Raw genomic sequence first — 18,763 nt, forward strand, 5'->3', positions numbered from 1 at the left:
GCACGATGGCCTCGAGCCGGCGCAGCGCCTCCTTGTTGCCGAACACCCGCGCGCCCAATGCCTGGCGATCGAGCACGCCGTCCTTCACCACGCCCGGAAACGCCGCCTCGATCGCCGGCAGCGCCGCCCCGCCCGGAGCCTGCACGGCATGCACATTGGCGTCGGCGTCGTAGACCGGCACGCCCATCTGCCGCAGCATCCGGGCGGCCGTCGATTTGCCCATGCCGATGGAGCCGGTGAGGCCGACGATCATCATTATGCGAAGGTCCTTGAGGCGAGTCTTGCTTGCCTCCCCCGTAATCGAGGGAGGTGCCCCGTCATACGAGGCGGAGGGGGAAGGCCGCAGTCGAGATGATTCCGATTCCGACGTCGGAATTGAGGGATCACGCCTGAGGCCTTCCCCCTCCGGCCCTGCGGGCCACCTCCCCCGATTACAGGGGAGGAATTGAAGATGTCCATCAGCGCCGCCGGGCCAGTTGCTGGTCCGCCTTGTGCAGGCGGGCCACCCAGATGGCGCCCCAGGCGAGGACGGCGCCGACGATCACGACACTGATCGCAACGATCGGCCGGTACCACAGCCAGGCGATGGCGATGATCAGCGGCGCCACGACGGCGGTGAACAGGAACCCGACCAGGCCGGCGCCGGCCCTGACGACGTCGCCGATGACGGGAACGACATCCCCCAGCACGCCGAGCGGCCCCAGGATCAGGCAAAAGCCGAAGAACATGAGCAGGCAGCCGCCACCGCGGATCAGCCAGGTCAAGGTCTCGTTCTCCTCCTCGGCCGACTTGAACATGTCGGCCGACGGCACGCGCCCCGGCATGATCAGCTCGACCGCCCCGCCCGCATGGGTCTGGTAGGGGCCGAGGCCGACCGGCGACTGGCGGGCGATCACGCTCGCCTCCTGCAGGGGCACCTCGCCGTAGGAGATCCGCACGTCGCCGACCACCGGCCGGGCCGGGTCACCGGCGATGTAGAGCACGCCGTCGACCACCCGCACGGGCCGGCGCAACCGGCGCTCGAGGGATGCCGCCCGATCCTCGGCCACCGGCAGGGGCCGGGCGGTGCCGAAGCCGTTCACCATGTTGTCCGGCAGGGCGTAGGCGCCGATCCTGGGCCTGGGCGCCAGCAGATTGCGCTCCTGCCAGGTCATCGGCGGATTGGCGTGTCCCGTGCGCTCGTGGAACTTGGACGAGTCGACGGCACGGTCCATCCACTTGCGGGCATAGCGATAGGTCGTGACTTTTTCCTCGGCTCCACCCAGCTTGCGGTGCGTCTCGGTGTGCTGCTCTTCGGTCCACTGATACATCTCGACCTTGCGCACCAGCCGCAGGCCGTCGCTGAGAACGCCGAAATCGACATCGCTGATCGAGCTCGCGACCGAGATCGGCCCGGCCACGTAGACCAGCCTGCCGTCATTGGCCGGATCCATCTTCGATGCCCCGACCTCGAGCACGACGGCGGCGCCTTCCGTCAAGGACTGCGCCGTCTCGATGGAGCGGCCCTCGTTCCAGAACAGAAGCATGCCGGACCCGACGATCAGCACGAGCCCGACGAGGACCCCGCCGAACGATCGCCCCAGGCGGGACAGCCAGCCGGTCCGCTCGACCTCGCTGACCTCGTCCCGCCGCCCCTCCTCCTCGGCCATCGCGAATCAGGGCACGAGAACAGTCTGCCCGGTGGTCTTGCGTCCCGCGAGGTCGATATGGGCCTGCGCCGCCTCGGCCAGCGGATAGTGCTGGTCGATGGCGATCTTCACCTTGCCGCTCTTCACCATCTTGAACAGCGACGCCGCCGAAGCCTCGAGCTCCTTGCGCGTCGCCGTGTAGGCGCCGAGGCTGGGGCGCGTCAGGTAGAGCGAGCCCTTGGTGTTGAGGATGCCCGGCGGCTGCGGCGCCACCGCGCCCGAGGCATTGCCGAACGAGCACAGCAGGCCGCGCGGACGCAGGCAGTCGAGCGAGGCGTTCCAGGTATCCTTGCCGACGCCGTCGAATACCACCGGCACGCCCTTGCCCTTGGTGATCTCCTTCACCTTGGTGACGACATCCTCCTTGGTGTAGTCGATCACCCACTTGTAGCCGTTCTTCTTGGCGAGCTTGGCCTTCTCGGCCGACGACACCGTGCCGATGCACTTGTAGCCGCGCGCCTTGGCCCACTGGCCGAACAGCAGGCCGACGCCGCCGGCGGCGGCATGGAACAGCACGATGTCACCCTTCTTGAGCCACGGCTTGGCGCAATGATCGACCAGGTATTCCGTGGTCATGCCCTTCAGCATGATCGCCGCAGCCTGCTCATCGCTTACGCCCTTGGGCACCTTCACGAGCTGCTCTGTCCCCATGAGGCGTTCCTGGCAATAGGCGCCCAGCACGCCGCAATAGGCGACGCGATCGCCCTTCTTGAAGCCGCGCACCCTGGGGCCGACCTCGACGATGACCCCTGCGGCCTCGCGGCCCACGGCGTTGGGCAGCGGCGTCTGGTAGAGGCCCGAGCGGGTGTAGATGTCGATGAAATTGAGGCCGATCGCGGTGTGCCTGACCTTGACCTGGCCCGGACCCGGCTTGCCGACCTCGACATCCTCGAGGATCATTTTCTCCGGACCGCCATTCTCATGCATCAGGATGGACTTGGACATGTGAGTTCTCCCCTCTTCGTGGTGACTTGCCTTGGTTACTCGGCCGCCTTCTGGGACTGGGCGTCCTGGTACTTCTTGATCTCGCTTTCGACCGCCGCCTGCGACTGCACCGAATAGGTGCCGCGGTTTCCGGTGGCGGTGTCGTAGCTCAGCTGGCGCAGCCCGTTGGCGCCGCTCTGGAAGTGCGGATGGACGAAGCGGGCCATCAGCTCGTAGGAGCGCAGCGTCGCCGGCCAGTCGGCCCAGTTGTTGGCGAGCAGCAGCACGGCGCCGAAGCCGCCGTCCGAGCCCTTCCACAGTCTTTCGAAGTGCCTGACGCAGTCGTCGGGCGTGCCGATGCAGGCGATGCCTTCCCTGGTCAGGAACTCGGCCGCATCGGTGATGTCCGGCGGTATGATCGGGAATGTCGCGACGTCGGTGAAGTATTTGGCGAAGCGGTCGAGGCCGAACTTGACCTCCTCGCGCGCCTGCTCGCGCGTCGGCGCCACGTGGGCGAACGTGACGATGCGCCATTTGCTGCGGTCGGCGACCTTGCCGTTCTGCCCGGCGTGGTCGGTGTAGATCTTCCAGTTGTTGGCGTGCGCCAGCAGTGCGTCGTCCGACGTGCCGCCGATCGACAGCATGCCGATGCCGTGACGGCCCGAGGCGACGGCACCGACCGGCGAGCGGGCGCAGGCCACCGCCATCTCCATGCCCGGCTGGGTGTAGGGCGGCAGCTGAAGCTGGGCCGCGGTGAGATCGAACCAGTCGGTCGTGCGGGTCACCGACTTGCCGGCCATCAGCTCCATGATGACGTCGAGCGATTCGTTCATGCGACTGCGCTGGTCGGACGGCTTGATGCCGATCTTGGCGGCATCGTGCACCAGCGCGCCCGGGCCGACGCCGAACATGGCGCGGCCGCGCGTCATGTGGTCGAGCTGGCGCATGCGCGAGGCGAGCATGAACGGATTGTGATAGGGCAGCGACACCACGCCGGTGCCGAGCCGGATATGGCGGGTGCGCTCCGCCGCCGCGGCAATGAACATTTCGGGACAGGCAATGATCTCGAATCCGCCGGAGTGATGCTCGCCGATCCAGGCCTCATGGTAGTTCAGCCGATCGAGATGCTGGAGCAGCTCCATGTCGCGCTCCAGGGCGAGAGTCGGGTTCTCGTCCAGGGCGTGAAAGGGTGCGAGAAAGATGCCGGTTCGCAAAAAGCGGTCGGTCAAAGGGCCGTCCCCCGGTTTTGAGATTACTGGTCGGCGTCGAGTATAATCGCCGCGCCATCGCGCGCCAGTCCGCCCGCGGAACGTCTGAAAACAAACCATCCGCCGGCGCCGGATCGACAGGAGAGTCCATGCATCGACGCCGATTCGTGCTCGCCGCAGGTGCCTCACTGGCCGCCCCTGCCGTCGCCCGGGCGCAGGAAACCATCCGAGGCGCCAAGGGAAATTACCGCCTGGTCACGCTCAGCCGCGACCTCGAGCAGCCCTGGGGGATGGCCTTCCTGCCCGACGGCCGCCTGCTGCTCACCGAGCGGCCGGGCCGGCTGCGCGTCTTCGCCAATGGCCGGCTGGAACGGACGCCGCTCTCGGGCGTGCCCAAGGTCTATGGCCGCGGCCAGGCCGGGTTGCTCGACATCTGCCTGCACCCGGACTTCGCCCGCAATCGGGTCCTGTACCTGTCCTACATCAGCGACGGACCGGGCGGCCCGGTGACGACGGCCGGCCGCGCCGAGCTCGGCGATGGCGGCCTGCGCGGCGCGACGCCGATCTTCGACGCCCTGCCGCGCCGGTCCGGCAGCCTCAATCTCGGCTCGCGCCTGCTGTTCGATCGCGCCGGCCTGCTGTACGTGACCTGCGGCGATCGCTTCCAGATGAACCAGGCACAGGATCTCGCCGACCTGGCCGGCAAGATCGTTCGCCTGCGCGACGACGGCACGGTGCCGCCGGACAATCCGTTCGTCGGGCGGGCGGGCGCGCGGCCGGAGATCTTCACCTGGGGCAATCGCAACCCGCAGGGCCTTGCGCTCCATCCCGAGACCGGCAGGGTCTGGGAGGTCGAGCACGGGCCGCGCGGCGGCGACGAGCTCAACATCCTCAAGGCCGGCGCCAACTACGGCTGGCCGCGGGTCACCTGGGGCGTGAACTACGACGGCAGCAAGATCACCGACAACCGCAGCCTGCCGGGCATGGAGGATGCGCTGCGCACCTGGGTGCCGTCGATCTCGCCCTGCGGGCTCTCCTTCTACACCGGCGACCGATTTCCCGGCTGGAAGGGCTCGCTGTTCACTGGCGCGCTGTCGGCCTATGCGCTGTTTCGCATCGAGCTCGACGGCGAGCGCTATCGCAGCGAAGAGCGGTTGCTCGAGGGCCGCCTTCCCTATATCCGCGACGTGCGCCAAGGGCCGGATGGGTTCATCTACCTCGTCACCCATAGCGACGACGGCGGACTCTACCGCCTGGAACCCGCGTAGCACCACGTCATGCCGCCACCGCTCATTCTCGCTTCGGCCAGTCCCTCGCGGCGCCAGCTCCTCGCCAATGCCGGGCTCGACTTTACCATCGAGCCGTCGGGCGTCGACGAGGACGAGGTGAAGCTGAGCCTGCTCGGCGAACGCGCCCGCCCGCGCGACATCGCCACGACGCTGGCCGAGATGAAGGCGACGCGCGTCTCGGCGCGGCGCAGCGGCGCGATGGTGATCGGCGCCGACTCGACCCTCGCCTGCGATGGCCGACTGTTCGACAAGCCGCCGACGCTGGCCGCGGCGCGCCAGCAATTGACCGATCTCGGCGGCCGGACGCACGAGCTCCATTCGGCGGTCGTGGTGGCGCAGAACGGCGCCCGCATCTGGCAGGCGGCCGACCACGGGCGTCTCACCATGCGACCCTTTACCAACTCCTTCCTCGACGCCTACCTGGCGCGCGCCGGCGAGGCGGTGTGCGGCTCGGTCGGCGCCTATCAGCTCGAGGGGCTGGGTGCCCATCTGTTCAGCCGCATCGAAGGCGACTACTTCACCGTCCTCGGCCTGCCGCTGCTGCCTCTCCTCGCCTTTCTCGCCGAGCACGGCATCGGTCTGGAGCAGCCATGAGCGCCTACACGACTATCCTGGGCGAGGCGCGCGGCCGGCCGTTCGCCGCCATCGTCGGCTGGCCGATCGCCCATTCGCGCTCGCCGGCACTGCACGGCTTCTGGCTGAAGCAGCACGGCATCGACGGTCACTACGGCCGCCTGCCGGTCGAGCCCAACCGGGCCGCCCTGGAAGAGCTGGTCGCCTTCCTGCGCGACACGCCCAACGCCCGCGGCTGCAATCTCACCCTGCCGCACAAGATCGACATCATGCCGCTCCTCGATCGCATCGAACCGGCGGCGGCGCGCATCGGTGCCGTGAACACCGTGATCAAGCAGCCCGACGGCTCGCTCGAAGGCCGCAATTCGGATGGCTTCGGCTTCATGGAGGCACTGCGCTACAACGCCCCGACGTGGCGCGCCGACGCCGGACCCGTGGCCGTCCTGGGCGCGGGCGGCGCCGCCCGCGCCATCGTCGCCAGCCTGGTCGACGCCGGTGTCCCCGAGTTGCGCCTGATCAACCGCACGCGCAGCACGGCAATCGATCTCGGGGTTGCCTTCACGCCCGCGGATGGCAGGCAGATCGTCGTCGATCACTGGGAGGACCGGGCGCGCGCGCTCGACGGAGTCACCCTTCTGGTCAACACCACCTCGCTCGGCATGACCGGCAAGCCGCCGCTCGACCTAGATCTCGCCCACCTGCCGCACTCGGCGGCCGTCTACGACATCGTCTACACGCCGCTGGAGACCGGCCTGCTGGCCGCCGCACGCGGGCGCGGCAACCGCTGCATCGACGGCCTCGGCATGCTGCTGCACCAGGGCCGCATGGGCTTCGAAGCCTGGTTCGGCGTCGCCGTCGATGTCAGCGCCGAGCAGCGCCGCGCCGTCGCCGCTGATCTCGGCGCGTAGGGTCGAACCGATGCCGAACGACGCGTAAGTGAGCTGGCCGGGATTGGCGCGCGCAAGCGCGATCAGCTCCTGGACCGTATTGGCCTGCACCGACGGATGGGCCACGAGCACCAGCGAAACGGTGCCGATCCCGGCGACCGGCTCGAACTCCTTCAACGTATCGTAGGGCGGCTTGGCTTTGTCGCCGCCGACCTGGGGGCCTGAGATTGGGCGGCAGGGGATGGTGGTCCAGCCACGGCATCTCCGCAAAACCTCGATACGGGCAGGTACCCGATCCCGGCCAGTTGTTGCGCGCTCTATCTAGCTCTTCTTCACGCACTCGAATGTGGCAGAACCACCCGGCATGATCGCGTTGAAGCGCGCGTCACGGCCGTATCTCTGACAATGAGTCTGCGCGGCAATGAACGCTCCCTGCTCGCCCGTGGCGTGTCCGCTCATGACACCACCTTCGGCATTGCCGGTGACGGTCGGTTGGCCGCAAGCCGCCAATAACAGCAGCCCCCCGATCACGATGCTCGTCCGCATGGAGCCTCCGTCCATACGGCAAATGCGGCGGACAGACCGTTCATCATGCGCCCTCTCCTCCTTGCGACAAGCTTGGCATGCAATCAACGTATCGTTCGCAAGTCCGCGCGAAAAGCAAGCTGGAAGTACTAATGACTAGTAGGCAGGAACCATTCCAATGACCCGGCGTTACACTGTCCTCCTCCGTCGATGCCCACATGGCGGGTCGCGGGAGCCGGGGTATTTGGCTGCGCAGAGGACCATGCCCACGGCTAGATCGCCTTGGCAAAGATCCCACGCTCCTTTCGGAACGGCCCCACCTCGATCTTCAACCTGCTCCCGTAACGAGTGATGAATCTTCGCCGCCTTTCGTAGGCTACCTGGCCGCTCTCCTCGAGCTTGACCGCGCCGCCAGCAATCGCCTTGCCCAGCTTGCTGCGGGCCCTTGCGACATCCCGGCCCGAGCCGCTGGCGAGGAGCGACCGGAACTCCGGCCCGAGAAGGCGCGCGGCGACGGCAGATCGGTCGCGGTGCTCCCGTCCGCCGCGGCGATGCCTGACGCCCGGTCGTAACCGGCGAGGCGGCTCGTCAGGGTCCGCCCGGCCGGCAGGACGTAGGCGCTGCCGCCCTGCCAGTTCTCGCTGGTGACGGGCGTGCCGTCTGGGCGCATCGCCAAGGCGTAGCCGCCGCTGATCAATGACAGCGTCCGGCCAAACGCATTCGTGCCCTGAACCGCATCCAGCCGGTCGAGGATGTCCGGCACGAGCAAGGCCTCCGCCGCCGAGATGCGGGTCGACAGTGCACGTTTCAACTCAGCCTTGACGGTGGGCCAACCCACCACCTCCTGCACGAAGCCGCCGCGCCGAGCAGGGGGCCGACTAGGAACAGGCGGCGGCTGACCATCCTCTTCGTGAGAGCGCTTGTGGACCGCTACTGATTCATCGAGCTGAAGAAGTCCTGGTTGGTCTTCGCCGTCCGGAGCTTGTCGAGCAGGAACTCGATGGCGTCGACCGCGCCCATCGGCATCAGGATGCGGCGCAGCACCCACATCTTGGACAGCGTCGCGCGATCGACCAGCAGCTCTTCCTTGCGGGTGCCCGACTTGGTGATGTCGATCGCCGGGAAGGTGCGCTTGTCGGAGACCTTGCGGTCGAGGATGATTTCCGAGTTACCGGTGCCCTTGAACTCCTCGAAGATCACCTCGTCCATGCGGCTGCCGGTGTCGATCAACGCCGTGGCGATGATGGTGAGCGAGCCGCCCTCCTCGATGTTGCGGGCGGCGCCGAAGAAGCGCTTGGGCCGCTGCAGGGCGTTGGCGTCGACGCCGCCGGTCAGCACCTTGCCCGAGCTCGGCACGACGGTGTTGTAGGCGCGGCCGAGGCGGGTGATCGAATCGAGCAGGATCACCACGTCCTTCTTGTGCTCGACCAGGCGCTTGGCCTTCTCGATCACCATCTCGGCCACCGCGACGTGCCGGCCGGCCGGCTCGTCGAACGTCGAGCTCACGACCTCGCCCTTCACCGTGCGCTGCATGTCGGTCACTTCCTCCGGCCGCTCATCGACGAGCAGCACCATGAGGTAGACCTCGGGATTGTTGGCGGTGATGGCGTGGGCGATGTTCTGCAGCAGCACCGTCTTGCCGGTGCGCGGCGGCGACACGATCAGGGCGCGCTGGCCCTTGCCGATCGGCGCGATCAGGTCGATCACGCGAGTCGAGATGTCGAGCTGTTGCTGCGGCGTGCTGGTCGTCGCCTTCTTGGTGAGCGTGCCGGTGCGCCGCGCGCCGACGCGGCCCGACGAGGTGGCGCGCGAGCTGCTGTTCTCCTCGGCGAGGGTCGGCGCCATGACCGCCGCACCGTTCTCCATCTCGAGCTTCAGCTTCTCGTCGGGATAGAGCGGGGTCAGCGAGTCGAAGTTGATGCGATGGCGCAGCGCATCGGGATCGTCGAAGTTGATCTTGTTGATCTGCACCATGGCGAAGTAGCGCTCGCCGTCCTTGGGGGCGCGGATCTCGCCTTCCACCGTGTCGCCGGTACGCAGGCCGAACTTTCGCACCTGGGTCGGGCTCACATAGATGTCGTCGGCGCCCGGCAGGTAGTTGGCTTCCATCGAGCGCAGGTAGCCGAAGCCGTCGGGCAGCACCTCGATGGTGCCGACGCCGAAGATCGCCTGGTCGGCGGCGGCGAGCTTCTGCAGGATGGCGAACATCAGCTCCTGGCGGCGCATCATCGCCGCGCCTTCGACGCCCTGCTCCTCGGCAAAGGCGAGCAGCTCGGGCGGTTTCTTCTTCTTGAGGTCCTGGAGGTTCATGGGTCTTCAGTCAGAGGTGGGGAAATGACGCACGCGCCCCGGCCGCCTGATGCGACCGTCGTGAAATTGCGCTGTGTCGTTCAAGGTGGGCCCCGTCGATCACCGCCGGGGAGGCGGCGCCAGGGGCCCTGGGTGGCGGCTATGTACAGGGCGGGCGAGGCGCTGTCAAAGGGCCGCCGGAAGCGGGAGTCATCGCTGGGAGCGCGCCACTCCGATGGCGCTCATGGGGATGCGTAATCAACAAGAAGAGCGCCATCGGAGTGGCGCGCTCCCAGCGATGATCCCTATGAAGTGCCGTCGAGGGTGAAAGCGTCGGTCATTTGCCCTCCCCGGCCAGCATTTCGGCGTAGCGGAAGATCTCGGTGTGGTCAGCGGCCGGCCCGAGCCTGGCGACGGCATCGGCCCAATAGCCTACCGACTGCCTGAGAACCGGCATGTCGAGCCCGAGATGGCTGGCGACGTCGCCGGCCGTGCGCAGATCCTTGGCCATCAGGCCGGCCGTGAAGCCGGCGGCGAAGGTGCGCGAGACGACGAACTGGCGGCCCTTGACCTCGGTGGCATTGCTCTTGCCGGTCGAGCTGTTGAACACGTCGACCATGGTGCCCGGATCGAGCCCGAACGCCTCGCCGACCACCAACGCCTCGCACATGGCGACGAGGCCGGCCGCCGACAAGTAGTTGTTGAGCGCCTTGAGCGCATGACCGGCGCCCGCCGGACCGCACAGGGTGATGGTCTTGCCCATGGCCCCGAACACCGGCCGGGCGCGCTCCAGGTCGGCGGCGGCGCCGCCCACCATGATGCTGAGCGAGCCGTCGATCGCGCGGCGCACGCCGCCCGACACCGGGGCATCCAGCAGGGCCACTCCCGATGCCGCGAGATCGCGCGCGAGCTTCTGGGTGTCGACCGGGTTGGAGGAGCTCATGTCGACAACCAGCGCGCCAGGCGCCAGGCCTTCGCGCGCCGCGTCGCGGCCCTCGATCACCGCCTGCCGCACCACCTTGCCGTCGGGCAGCATGGTGATCAGCGCATCGGCGCCCTGCGCCGCCGCCTTGGGCGACGCCGTGGCGAGCGCCGACGGATGCGCGCCGACGAAGTCCGAAACCGCCTTCTGCGACAGGTCATAGAGTCTCAGCTTGAAGCCCGCCTCGGCGAGCCGCGCCGCCATCGGACGGCCCATCATGCCGAGGCCGATGAAGGCAATGGTGGCGGGTGGTGCAAGCGTGGTCATGGGTCGGTCCTGAAAATCGCACTAGGGAGAGAGATCGTACTCGTAGAAGGGCAGGGTCCTGCCCGGAATGGCGTCAGACGGCGCCTGCCGGAGATAGCGCGCGCCCATGCGCTCGTAGAACGGCGCCGCATTGGGATCGGCCAGGATCGTCATGCGCCGGGCGCCGAGCCTGCGGGCAAGATCGGCCGCGGCGGCGAACAGCGCGCGGCCGGCGCCGCGGCCGATCTCCGGCGGATCGACGAACATCAAATCCAAGTCGGCAACGGCCGCTTCCATGATCACGCAGGCAACGCCGACCGGTACATTCGCGCCATCGACAGCCACCAGCACGCGGCCGTCGACGATGTCGCCCTCGTCGACGGCGAGCGAGGGCGCGCTCAGCGCCATGAACGCCGCGTCATAGCCCCAATGGGCTTTCGACCTGATGCAGAGCGCGCTGAGCCTCGCGGCCTCGCCCCTCTGCGCCGGTCGAATAGCCGCCATGGCTCAGACGCCGCGTTCCTTGAACACGTCGCGGGCGGTCTTGAACGCGTCGAGCCCGGCCGGGATGCCGCAATAGATCGCGACCTGGAGGAACACTTCCTTGATTTCCTCCTTGGTGAGGCCGTTGTTGAGCGCGCCATTCACGTGCAGCTTGAGCTCAGGGCTGCGGTTGAGCGCAGCCAGCATGGCGAGATTGAGCATGGAGCGCGTCTTGCGCGGCAGGCCCGGACGCGTCCAGACGTAGCCCCAGCAGTACTCCGTCGTGACGTCCTGGAACGACATCATGAAATCGTCGGCGCTGGCCATCGAGGTGTCGACGTAGCCGGCGCCGAGCACGGCTTTGCGCACCTTCATGCCCTCGTCGTAGAGCTTCTTGTTGCGCGGGCTGGCTTTGGGCTTCGCCGCCTTGGCCACTGCCTTCGGTTTCGCCGCTCTCTTGGCTCTCGCCATTTCATTCCTCCGGTTCGATGAACCGGCGGACACTAGAGCACATTCGTGTCGGCTGGAACCGGTCGAACGCGCCTGCGCTAGCTGTTACGAACAATCGAGCGGCTCGCCTATCGACTCATGGTGGTCATGCTCTTCTGGACCGCGGGCGACCCGCCCGATAATGCTCATGAGGGGGCGGGACGCCCGCGGTCCAGAAGAGCGTCAAACCGCGTGACGATCGGTCTGGCGATTCACCGGGCGCGGCAGGCCCTTGGCCTGGGCGGCCTGGCAAAGATCCTCGATGGTGATGCTGTCGAGCTGGGTCATCATGCGATCGCGCATGGTCTCCCACATCGGCCACACGACCTCGTGGGCAAGCGGCGAGCCGATCGCCGGATCCGACGGCTCGGTCTCGGCCTCGAGGTTGCGCACCACCCGCACCACCTCGCCCAGGGTGATGCGTTTTCGATCGCGGCCGAGACGATAGCCGCCACGCGGTCCGCGCTTGCCGCTCAGGATGCCGGCGCGCACCAGATGCTGCAGCACCTGCTCGAGATAGCGCTTGGGAATGCGCTGGCGCTCGGTGATGTCGCCGCTGCGCACCGGGTGCTCGCCGACATAGAACGCCACGTCGAGGACCGCTTCGATGGCGAACATGGTTTTCTTGCTGAGCCGAGGCATCCCCGGTTTCCTCTATCAGGCGACTTTTGGCGACCCGGCCGATACTCCTGTCGAACCGAACCCGCCCGCACCGCGCGCCGTGCGTTCGAGCTCACTCACTTCACGCCACACCGCGCGGGCATGCCGGGCGACGATCAACTGTGCAATCCGCATGCCGCGCGTGATGCGGAACGGCTCCTTGCCGAGATTGACCAGGATGACGCCGATCTCGCCGCGATAGTCGGCGTCGATGGTGCCGGGCGCGTTGGCCACTGTCACGCCGTTCCTGGCCGCCAGGCCGGAGCGCGGCCTGACCTGCGCCTCGAAACCGGGTGGCAGGGCGATCGAAATGCCGGTCGGCACGATCCGCCGGTCGAGCGGCCCCAGCTCGATCTCACCCTCGATGGCGGCCAGCAGGTCGGCACCGGCGGCGGCGGCGGTCGCATAGTCGGGCAATGGCAGATCGCGCGCGTGGGCAAGGCGCACCAATTCGATCTCGACGGTCTCGGCCCCCGTCATCTTCCTTACTCGGCCGCCTGGGCGGTGGGAGGCGCGGCAAAATGCCGGGCGATGCGGGCCGCCAGCCGCGATGCGACATCGTCCTTGGCCAGGGTCGGCCAATCCTCCACGCCGGCGGCGCTGATCAGGTGGACAGTATTGCGCTCGCCGCCGAAGGTGCCGGTGGCCGGCGAGACGTCGTTGGCGACGATCCAGTCGCAGCCCTTGCGCTTGCGCTTGTCGATGGCATTGGCCACCAGGTTCTCGGTCTCGGCGGCGAAGCCCACGACCAGGGCCGGGCGTCGCGGACGGGCGTTGGCGCCGAGGCTCGACAGGGTCGCCAGGATGTCGGGGTTGGGCACCATCGTCAGGACCGGCGGTTCGGCGCCTGGCTGCTTCTTGATCTTCGCAGTGGCGGGGCGGGCGACCTTCCAGTCGGCCACCGCGGCGGCGCAGACTGCGATGTCGACCGAGCCGGCGGCCAGGCAGGCGGCCAGCATCTGGTCGGCCGAGTCGATATGCACCGTCGCGAGGCCCGGCGGATCGGGCAGGCTGACCGGCCCGCACACCAGGGTGACCTCGGCGCCGAGCCGCGCCAGGGCGGAGGCGATGGCATGCCCCTGCTTGCCCGACGAGTGGTTGGAGATGTAGCGCACCGGATCGATGGCCTCGCGCGTCGGTCCCGACGTCACCAGGGCGCGCCGGCCGGCCAGGGGCTTCGCCGGCGCCAGCGCAAGCAGGCTCTCGATGGCCGCCACGATCTCGTGCGGCTCCGCCATGCGGCCGGGACCATGTTCGTTGCACGCCATGGCCCCGTCGTTGGGGCCGACGAAGGCGACGCCCCGCCGCTTCAGCGTTTCGACATTGGTCACCGTGGCGGCGTGCGTCCACATGCGCACGTTCATCGCCGGCGCGGCCAACACGGGCTTGTCGGTGGCGAGCAGAACCGTCGCTGCCAGGTCGTCGGCCATGCCCGACGCCATGCGCGCCAGGAGGTCGGCGGTGGCCGGCGCCACGACCAGCAGATCGGCGTCGCGCGATAGCTGGATGTGACCCATCTCGCTCTCGTCGGTGAGCGAGAACATGTCGCCGTAGACGCGATCCTCGCTCAGCGCCTGCAGCGACAGCGGCGTCACGAACCTGGCACCAGCCTCGGTCACGACACAACGCACGGATGCGCCGCGCTCGCGCAACCGCCGGATCAGCTCGAGGGATTTGAAGGCCGCGATGCCGCCCGCGACGATCAGCAGGATCCGCTTGCCGTTCAGCATGGCGGCAAGACTATCACAACAGCCGGCTCGCGAAAGTGTAGAGCCCGGTCAGCAGCAGGGCCCAGAACACGACGATGCGAAACTGATCGATCGACAGGCGCAGGCGAACCTGCTGGCCGAGCCACATGCCGGCCAGCGCCGGCACCACCGCCGCCGCCGACACGAGCGCGCGCGACCCGTCGATCAGGCCGAAGCTCAGCAGCGAGACGGCAAGGGAGAACGAGGTGGCGCAGAGGACCACGCCCAGGGTCTGCACCAGCTCGGAAGGCTTGATGTCGAGCCCCTGCAGGTAGGGCATCAGCGGGACCACCGGCACGCCGACCACGCCGCCGACGAACCCGGAAACGATACCGACCAGCGGCGCCAGCGGCTTCTCCAGATCGGCATGGATGTGCAGGCGGATGCGCAGCAGGCCGAGCGCGCTGTAGGCGACGAGCACGGCTCCCAGCACGAGAAAGGCCCAGTCCGGCCCCTTGCGGCCGAGCAGGCCCATGGTGGCATAGAGCGATACCGCCAAGGGCACGACGAGAGGCCAATGGCGGCGCACGATGGCGCGGAAGCGGCCGCCGACCGACGCCTGCCAGACGTTGCTGAAGATGATCGGAAAGGTGACCAGCGCCATCGCCTCGGTCAGAGGCAGCACCAGCGAGGTGAGTGCGATGGTGATGGTCGGCAGGCCAAGCCCGACCAGGCCCTTGACCAGCCCCGCGATCAGCAGGACGGCGAGACCGAAGGTGATATCGGTCAGGGGCATCCGCTCATGGCTGGGAGCGCGCCACTCCGATGGCGCTCTTCTTCTCGATCACACAGCCCATGAGCGCCATCGGAGTGGTGCGCTCCCAGCCATGAGATCACTCAGTGCCACCAGGCGACGATGGCGGCGAGCAGCGCCAGCGCCGCGACGATCTCGGTGAATCCTACGCGCAGCCACGACCGCGGCGCCGGCAGCGGCTTTTTCAGCTCCGCCTCGGCTTTCTGCCGTTCGTGCTCGGCCATCATCTGCAAGCCGTCGATCAGACGCGGCAGGCGGCGCAGGCCCTCCGCCAGGTCGGCGACGGCGCGGCCGACCGTGGCGCGCGGGCCGAAATGCGTGCGCATCCAGTCCTCGATCAAGGGCCGCGCCAGCTCCCAGATGTTGACATGCGGATTGAGCCTGGTGCCCATGCCTTCGGCCATCAGCATGGTCTTCTGCAAGAGCAGGAGCTGCGGCTGCACCGCCATCTCGAACTGCTCGGTGACGCGCAGCAGATGGGCGAGCAGGCGGGCGATCGAGATCTCGTGGCTCGGCTTTCCGAAGATCGGCTCGCCGATCGAGCGGCAGGCCTGCGCGAACATCTCGCGCGACTGGTCGGGCGGCACGTAGCCGGCGCGAAATTGCACATCGGCAACGGCGCGATAGTCGCGGCGCAGGAAGGCGACCAGCAGCTCGGCGAGGTAGCCGCGCGTCGCCTCGTCGACCCGGCCCATGATGCCGAAATCGACCGGCACGATGCAGCCCGAGCGGTCGACGAAAGCATTGCCACCATGCATGTCGGCGTGGAAGAAGCCGTCACGGAACACCTGGTAGAAGAACGCCTCGGCACACTTCTGCATGATGGCATCGGGATCGTGGCCGGCGGCGACGATGGCGTCGCGATCGCCGATCGGGATGCCGTCGACCCGCTCCAGGGTCATCACGCGCTGCGCGGTGCGGTCCCAGTCGATCGCCGGGGCGCGATAGCCGGGATCATCGATGAAATTCTCGCCCAGCTCCTGGGCAGCCGCCGCTTCCATGCGCAGGTCCATCTCGACCCGCACGACGTCGGCGAAGGCGCGCACCGAATCGACCGGCTTCAGGCGGCGGAACCGCGGCTGGGTGCGCTCGACCAGCTCAGCCATCCAGTAGAACAGGTCGAGGTCGCGCTCGAACGCCTTCTCGATGCCGGGACGCAGCACCTTCACGGCAACGTCGCGCCCGTCGGTGGTGACAGCGAAATGGACCTGGGCGATCGACGCCGCGGCGACCGGAATGTCCTCGAACTTGGTGAAAAGCGTATCGATCGGCTGCCCGAGCTCGGCCTCGACGATGCGCCGCGCCTCGGCGCCGGAGAAGGGCGGCAGGTGATCCTGCAGCTGTGCGAGGTCGGCGGCGACGCTCTCGCTCAGAAGGTCGGCGCGGGTCGACAGGGCCTGGCCGAGCTTGATGAAGGAGGGCCCCATCTCCTGGAGCGCCGCGGTCAGGCGCTCGCCCGGCCGCCGCGTGTCGCGCCGGCCGGCGAACAGGCGCGCCCAGGCGATCAGCGCCGGGGCGATGCCGAGCGTCTCGAGCGGAAACAGCGCATCGTGCCGCGCGAAGCTCAACGCCATGCGCAACAGGCGCCACGAATTGCGAAGCGCGCGCAGCATGTTAGGCGAGTGCTGGCTCCTCCCCTGCCTTTGTGGGGAGGTGTCGCCGTCTTACCGCGAGGGTGGGGTCACGACTCATCTCATGCGGACCGCGGGCGTCTCGCCCGCTCATGAGAAGAGCGGGCGAGACCCCCGGGGTCCGAAAGAGGGCCATGACCCCGCCGTCCGCGAAGACGCGGACACCTCCCCAGCAAGGCTGGGGAGGAGAGTGAAGACGCGGCCCCGCCATCACACTCGCCAGCCCGAATGCAGGGCCACGACGCCGAGCGTCATGTCACGCCAGGTGACGTTGGCGAAACCTGCCTGGCGCATGCGCCGGGCGAGCTCGCGTTGCGGCGGGAAGCGCCGGATGCTCTCGTGTAGGTAGCGGTAGGCTTCGGCGTCGCCGGCGACGACGCGGCCGAAGAATGGCAGGGCCCGGCTGGAATAGGCGTCGTAGATCCGGCCGACCGGCGCCGACGTCACCTTGCTGAACTCGAGGCAATGGAAGCGCCCGCCCGGCTTCAGAACGCGATGCGCCTCGGCAAGGGCCTTATCGATGTGGGTGACGTTGCGCAGCCCGAAGGCGATCGTGTAGCCGTCGAACCTGCAATCCTCGAAGGGCAGGCTCTCGGCATCGCCGGTCACCCAGTCGAGACCGGCCACCAGCCCGCGATCGATCGCGCGATCGCGGCCGACCGCCAGCATGGCCTGGTTGATGTCGCAGACCGTGACATCGGGTCGCTCGCCCTGCCGGCGCACCAGGCGGAAGGCGATGTCGCCGGTACCGCCCGCGACGTCGAGAAGGCGCTCGCCCGGCCGCGGATGGACGACGTCGATCAGGGTGTTCTTCCAGAGCCGGTGCACGCCCGCCGACATCAGATCGTTCATCAGGTCGTAGCGCGGCGCCACGCTCTCGAACACCTGGCGCACCAGGCCCGCCTTCTCGCCCGCCGGAACATCTCGATCGCCGAAGGACGCGCGATCCGGATCGCGATGGCGCGCGGCCTCGCCTGCCGGGGCCGACACGCTGGGATCGGGCTTCGTCATGGACCGCAACCTAGAGCGATTCCCTATCTGATGGAACCGCTTGCGGTTCCATCAGTCAGGGAAGGCGGGCCTGGAAATAGATGTTGCAACAGGCATATTCCGTCCGCCTGATTGCAGCCGGCCAGAAAGTGCTCGCGGGGGAGTCGCCATGGCGCTGAAAGATCGGGTGATCCTGATCACCAATGTCGAGAAATTCGCCGGGCACGGCACGTCGGCCGTAGCGCTGGCCCAGGGCGCCACGGTGCTGGCGCACGATCCGACCTTCGAGGCGCCGAGCGCTCGCCGCGCCTATGAGGCGCGCCACCCGGGCGCGCATGCGCTGGCCGCGACCGACCCGGCGACGATGATCGAGCTTGCGCTCAAGCGCCACGGTCGCATCGATGCCCTGGTCAGCAACGACGCCTTTCCGGCCTTGCGGGCGCCGCTCGCGGAGGCGCGCCTCGAGGACTATCGCACGGCGCTCGAGACGATGGCGGTGGCGCCGTTCCGCCTGATCCAGCTGGTTGCGCCGGCGATGCGAAAGCAGAGGTCGGGTCGCATCGTCCTGGTGTCGTCGGCGGCCCCGTTGCGCGGCATCGCCAATTACGCGCCCTACGTGTCGGCGCGCGCCGCCGCCAACGGGCTCGTGTCCTCGCTCGCCAAGGAGCTCGGCCGCGACGGCATCACGGTGAACGCCGTCGGCTCGAATTACGTCGAGAACCCCGACTACTTCCCGCCCGCGCTGCTCGCCAACAAGGAAGCGATGGCCAAGATGACGGCCCAGATCCCGGTCGGCCGGCTGGGCAAGCCCGAGGAGCTCGGAGCGACCATCTGCTTCCTCTGCTCCGAGCAAGCGGGCTTCATCACCGGTCACATCCTTCCGCATGCCGGCGGATGGGCGTGACGTCGGCACACGAGAGGCTGCCAAGTGTCAGAGATAGCTGGTGACCTCGGGGGGCGAAAACCAGTTGTCGTGGCGGCCGTCCATGTAGGTGATCGGCACCTTGGCGAGCTCTTCCGGTGCGATGTCGTCCAGGCACGCGACGCTGATCGATACGAAGGCGCCGCCGATCTCGGCGACGTCGCCATCGCCGAAGGGCGTGATGCCGCAGTGCTTGCAGAAACGATGATGGCCCTGCCTGGTGTTGAACTGATAGTCGGCAAGTTCGTCCTTGCCCGAGACCAGGCGGAAATCGGTTGGCTTGATCGAGACATTCCAGGCCCGCCGCTTGGTGCAGATCGAGCAATTGCAGCGGCCGGTGCCGGCTTCCAGATCGATGTCTGCCTCGAAACGCACGCGGCCGCAGTGGCAGCTGCCGTGATAGGTCTTCTTCATCGCCTGCCCTCCTCGTTCGCCTCGACAATGGACAGGAGTAGGAATTGGTTGCGATAGCAGG

20 protein-coding genes and 3 pseudogenes are annotated in these 18,763 nt (G+C 67.9%); 4 read left to right on the plus strand and 19 right to left on the minus strand.

Features of this window, described 5'->3' with window-relative positions:
- The 4 genes from AB7O82_RS15435 to AB7O82_RS15450 all read right to left on the minus strand — a co-directional run.
- On the minus strand, positions 1–256 hold a 256-nt coding region (locus tag AB7O82_RS15435; protein ID WP_428619738.1), incomplete at its 3' end, for a dephospho-CoA kinase.
- 202 nt (positions 257–458) lie between these two features.
- Positions 459–1,649, minus strand: a complete 1,191-nt coding sequence (locus AB7O82_RS15440; RefSeq protein ID WP_428554034.1) for a TMEM43 family protein — start codon at positions 1,647–1,649, stop codon at positions 459–461.
- A 6-nt stretch (positions 1,650–1,655) separates the two neighbouring features.
- Entirely contained in the window at positions 1,656–2,633 is a 978-nt protein-coding gene (locus AB7O82_RS15445; protein WP_428554036.1) for a quinone oxidoreductase family protein, read from the minus strand.
- A 35-nt stretch (positions 2,634–2,668) separates the two neighbouring features.
- Positions 2,669–3,841: an LLM class flavin-dependent oxidoreductase gene (locus AB7O82_RS15450; RefSeq protein WP_428619739.1), complete on the minus strand. Its 1,173-nt coding sequence runs from the start codon at positions 3,839–3,841 to the stop codon at positions 2,669–2,671.
- Positions 3,842–3,969: 128 nt separating this feature from the next.
- On the opposite strand from AB7O82_RS15450, the gene AB7O82_RS15455 reads away from it, so the two are divergent.
- Genes AB7O82_RS15455 through AB7O82_RS15465 form a run of 3 tightly spaced genes read left to right on the plus strand, consistent with a single transcriptional unit; the run spans position 3,970 to position 6,590 of the window.
- Positions 3,970–5,088 carry a PQQ-dependent sugar dehydrogenase gene (locus tag AB7O82_RS15455; RefSeq protein ID WP_428550963.1) on the plus strand — a complete coding sequence of 373 codons (1,119 nt, stop codon included), beginning with the start codon at positions 3,970–3,972 and terminating at the stop codon, positions 5,086–5,088.
- Between the two features lie 9 nt (positions 5,089–5,097).
- Positions 5,098–5,703, plus strand: a complete 606-nt coding sequence (locus AB7O82_RS15460; protein WP_428550966.1) for a Maf family protein — start codon at positions 5,098–5,100, stop codon at positions 5,701–5,703.
- On the plus strand, positions 5,700–6,590 hold the full coding sequence (locus tag AB7O82_RS15465) for a shikimate dehydrogenase (protein ID WP_428550969.1): 891 nt from the start codon (positions 5,700–5,702) through the stop codon (positions 6,588–6,590). The genes AB7O82_RS15460 and AB7O82_RS15465 overlap by 4 nt, the downstream gene beginning before the upstream one ends.
- A 54-nt stretch (positions 6,591–6,644) precedes the next feature.
- Here the strand turns inward: AB7O82_RS15465 and AB7O82_RS15470 are convergent.
- The 14 genes and pseudogenes from AB7O82_RS15470 to ubiE all read right to left on the minus strand — a co-directional run.
- Positions 6,645–6,839, minus strand: a pseudogene (locus AB7O82_RS15470) (hypothetical protein); the annotation flags it as partial.
- A 51-nt stretch (positions 6,840–6,890) separates the two neighbouring features.
- Complete coding sequence (locus AB7O82_RS15475; RefSeq protein WP_428619741.1) at positions 6,891–7,115, minus strand: hypothetical protein; 225 nt, start codon at positions 7,113–7,115, stop codon at positions 6,891–6,893.
- Between the two features lie 355 nt (positions 7,116–7,470).
- The gene (locus AB7O82_RS15480; protein ID WP_428550973.1) at positions 7,471–7,944 is read right to left on the minus strand and encodes a hypothetical protein; all 474 of its coding nucleotides are present in this window, start codon (positions 7,942–7,944) and stop codon (positions 7,471–7,473) included.
- Positions 7,945–8,024: 80 nt separating this feature from the next.
- Positions 8,025–8,822: pseudogene (gene rho / locus AB7O82_RS15485) on the minus strand (transcription termination factor Rho); the annotation flags it as partial.
- A gap of 105 nt (positions 8,823–8,927) precedes the next feature.
- Positions 8,928–9,404, minus strand: a pseudogene (locus tag AB7O82_RS15490) (Rho termination factor N-terminal domain-containing protein); the annotation flags it as partial.
- A 316-nt stretch (positions 9,405–9,720) separates the two neighbouring features.
- A complete protein-coding gene (locus AB7O82_RS15495; RefSeq protein ID WP_428550975.1) occupies positions 9,721–10,632 on the minus strand; it encodes an NAD(P)-dependent oxidoreductase in 912 nt (303 codons plus the stop codon).
- Between the two features lie 21 nt (positions 10,633–10,653).
- Entirely contained in the window at positions 10,654–11,115 is a 462-nt protein-coding gene (locus AB7O82_RS15500) for a GNAT family N-acetyltransferase (RefSeq protein WP_428550977.1), read from the minus strand.
- A gap of 3 nt (positions 11,116–11,118) precedes the next feature.
- Positions 11,119–11,469 carry a carboxymuconolactone decarboxylase family protein gene (locus AB7O82_RS15505; RefSeq protein WP_428550991.1) on the minus strand — a complete coding sequence of 117 codons (351 nt, stop codon included), beginning with the start codon at positions 11,467–11,469 and terminating at the stop codon, positions 11,119–11,121.
- 297 nt (positions 11,470–11,766) lie between these two features.
- Positions 11,767–12,225 carry an RrF2 family transcriptional regulator gene (locus AB7O82_RS15510; protein ID WP_428550979.1) on the minus strand — a complete coding sequence of 153 codons (459 nt, stop codon included), beginning with the start codon at positions 12,223–12,225 and terminating at the stop codon, positions 11,767–11,769.
- Positions 12,226–12,240: 15 nt separating this feature from the next.
- Positions 12,241–12,723, minus strand: coding sequence for a dUTP diphosphatase (dut, locus tag AB7O82_RS15515; RefSeq protein ID WP_428550982.1), 483 nt, complete (start codon positions 12,721–12,723; stop codon positions 12,241–12,243).
- Between the two features lie 5 nt (positions 12,724–12,728).
- Positions 12,729–13,973 (minus strand): bifunctional phosphopantothenoylcysteine decarboxylase/phosphopantothenate--cysteine ligase CoaBC, encoded by a 1,245-nt coding sequence (gene coaBC, locus AB7O82_RS15520; RefSeq protein ID WP_428550984.1) that lies wholly within the window; start codon positions 13,971–13,973, stop codon positions 12,729–12,731.
- Between the two features lie 13 nt (positions 13,974–13,986).
- Entirely contained in the window at positions 13,987–14,727 is a 741-nt protein-coding gene (locus tag AB7O82_RS15525) for a sulfite exporter TauE/SafE family protein (RefSeq protein WP_428550986.1), read from the minus strand.
- Positions 14,728–14,828: 101 nt separating this feature from the next.
- Complete coding sequence (gene ubiB / locus AB7O82_RS15530; RefSeq protein ID WP_428619742.1) at positions 14,829–16,358, minus strand: 2-polyprenylphenol 6-hydroxylase; 1,530 nt, start codon at positions 16,356–16,358, stop codon at positions 14,829–14,831.
- A gap of 228 nt (positions 16,359–16,586) precedes the next feature.
- Positions 16,587–17,387: a bifunctional demethylmenaquinone methyltransferase/2-methoxy-6-polyprenyl-1,4-benzoquinol methylase UbiE gene (gene ubiE, locus AB7O82_RS15535; RefSeq protein ID WP_428545887.1), complete on the minus strand. Its 801-nt coding sequence runs from the start codon at positions 17,385–17,387 to the stop codon at positions 16,587–16,589.
- Positions 17,388–17,535: 148 nt separating this feature from the next.
- Here ubiE and AB7O82_RS15540 point away from each other — a divergent pair, with 148 nt between their 5' ends.
- Positions 17,536–18,270, plus strand: coding sequence for an SDR family oxidoreductase (locus AB7O82_RS15540; protein WP_428545890.1), 735 nt, complete (start codon positions 17,536–17,538; stop codon positions 18,268–18,270).
- Positions 18,271–18,297: 27 nt separating this feature from the next.
- Here the strand turns inward: AB7O82_RS15540 and AB7O82_RS15545 are convergent, their stop codons facing one another.
- Positions 18,298–18,702: a GFA family protein gene (locus tag AB7O82_RS15545; RefSeq protein WP_428545893.1), complete on the minus strand. Its 405-nt coding sequence runs from the start codon at positions 18,700–18,702 to the stop codon at positions 18,298–18,300.
- Positions 18,703–18,763 lie beyond the last annotated feature (61 nt).

This window comes from Reyranella sp., from assembly GCF_050185545.1.
Taxonomy (GTDB): domain Bacteria; phylum Pseudomonadota; class Alphaproteobacteria; order Reyranellales; family Reyranellaceae; genus Reyranella.